Annotated in this window: 1 protein-coding gene; it reads right to left on the bottom strand. The window is 74.2% G+C overall.

The genetic code is table 11. The annotated features are described in order from the left end of the window. Positions 1–193: 193 nt before the first annotated feature. A partial coding sequence (locus tag FHN55_RS21995) for an ABC transporter substrate-binding protein (RefSeq protein ID WP_218974929.1) occupies positions 194–1,277 on the bottom strand: 1,084 nt, incomplete at its 5' end.

Raw genomic sequence — 1,277 nt, 5'->3', positions numbered from 1 at the left:
CGTGCTGCGGGTGCTGGCGGCGGTGTGGCTGGAGGCGGACCCGGTGGCGGGTGCGCAGCTGCTGCTGGACACCGCGGCGGTGTGCGTGCTGGACGCCGAGCACGGCGTGCCCGGGGTGAGGCGGTGGAACCTCACCCCGGGCCTGCTCGACTGAGCCGCTCGGCTGAGCCGCTCAGCTGAGCTGCTGGCGGGCTCAGGTGACCTTGTTGGCCTTCTCGAGGTCGTCGGCGAGGGCGTTGAGCACGCGCGCCTGCTGGACGTGGTCCATGGAGCCGAAGTACCAGGGGTAGAGCTGGTCGGCCTGGGCGGCGGGGGTGGGCGCGAAGGTGGGCTGGGCCTTGAGGCCGGCGGCGTCCAGGGCGTCGATGGGGCTGTACAGGACGACGTCGGGGCGGTAGTTCGCGGCGTTCTCCCAGGACGCGGTCTCCCAGTAGTACTCGGTGGTGCTCAGCGGGAGGAACTGCACCCCGAGGGACTCGTAGAAGGCCAGGCCCGGGTCGTCCTTCGCCTTGGCCCAGTACATGCCGTCGGCGGGGGTGGCGTAGAGCGCCCCCACGACGAGGCCCTTGGAGGCGGCGGCGCGGACGCGGTCGCAGGCGGCCTCCCAGTCGGCCTCCGCCTGGGTGTTCTCGGCGTCCTCGAGGTCGGCGCCCAGGGAGGTGGCGAGCTCGGCGTTGCGGGCGATGACGTCCGCGGAGGTGCCCTTCTGGGCGATCGCGACGATGGGGGCGATCTTGGCGGCGGCGTCCTGCTGGGCCTGGTCGGTGAAGGAGAACAGGGAGCCGGAGAGGGTGCCGGAGGAGTCGGCGGGGTAACCGGGCACCACGAGCAGGTCGGGGGCCAGGCCCGCGAGCGCCTCGAGGTCGATCTCGCCGTAGGTGGTGCCGACGACGGTGAGCTCGGAGGTGTCGCGGTCGGCGAAGTTGGCGTCCTGGTCGAGCTGGTAGCGGTGCCAGACGCCGACGGGGGTGATGCCGAAGCCCCACAGGGCGCTGACCTCGTCGGCGTAGCCGGCGATGCGGGTGGGGACGGCGTCCAGGGTGACGGTCTCGCCGCGGTCGTCGGTGAAGGTCCACGGACCCGAGGTCGGGCTGGTGGCACCGGCGTCCTCCCCCTCCCCCGCGGAGCCGGCACCGGTGGAGCTGGAGCCGCAGGCCGCCAGCAGGCCGGCGAGGCCTCCGGCGCCGGCCAGCAGCACGGCGCGCCGGGAGGTGCCGGTGCTCGCGCCGGGCAGGTGGGCGCCCAGCAGGGAGGCGAGGTGGGGGGTGGGGCGGGTC

Origin of the sequence: Streptomyces sp. NP160, from assembly GCF_006335115.1 — a bacterium.
GTDB lineage: Bacteria > Actinomycetota > Actinomycetes > Actinomycetales > Quadrisphaeraceae > Quadrisphaera.
Note: the sequence above shows the minus strand (reverse complement) of the source record. Positions and strands in the feature narration are given on the sequence as shown.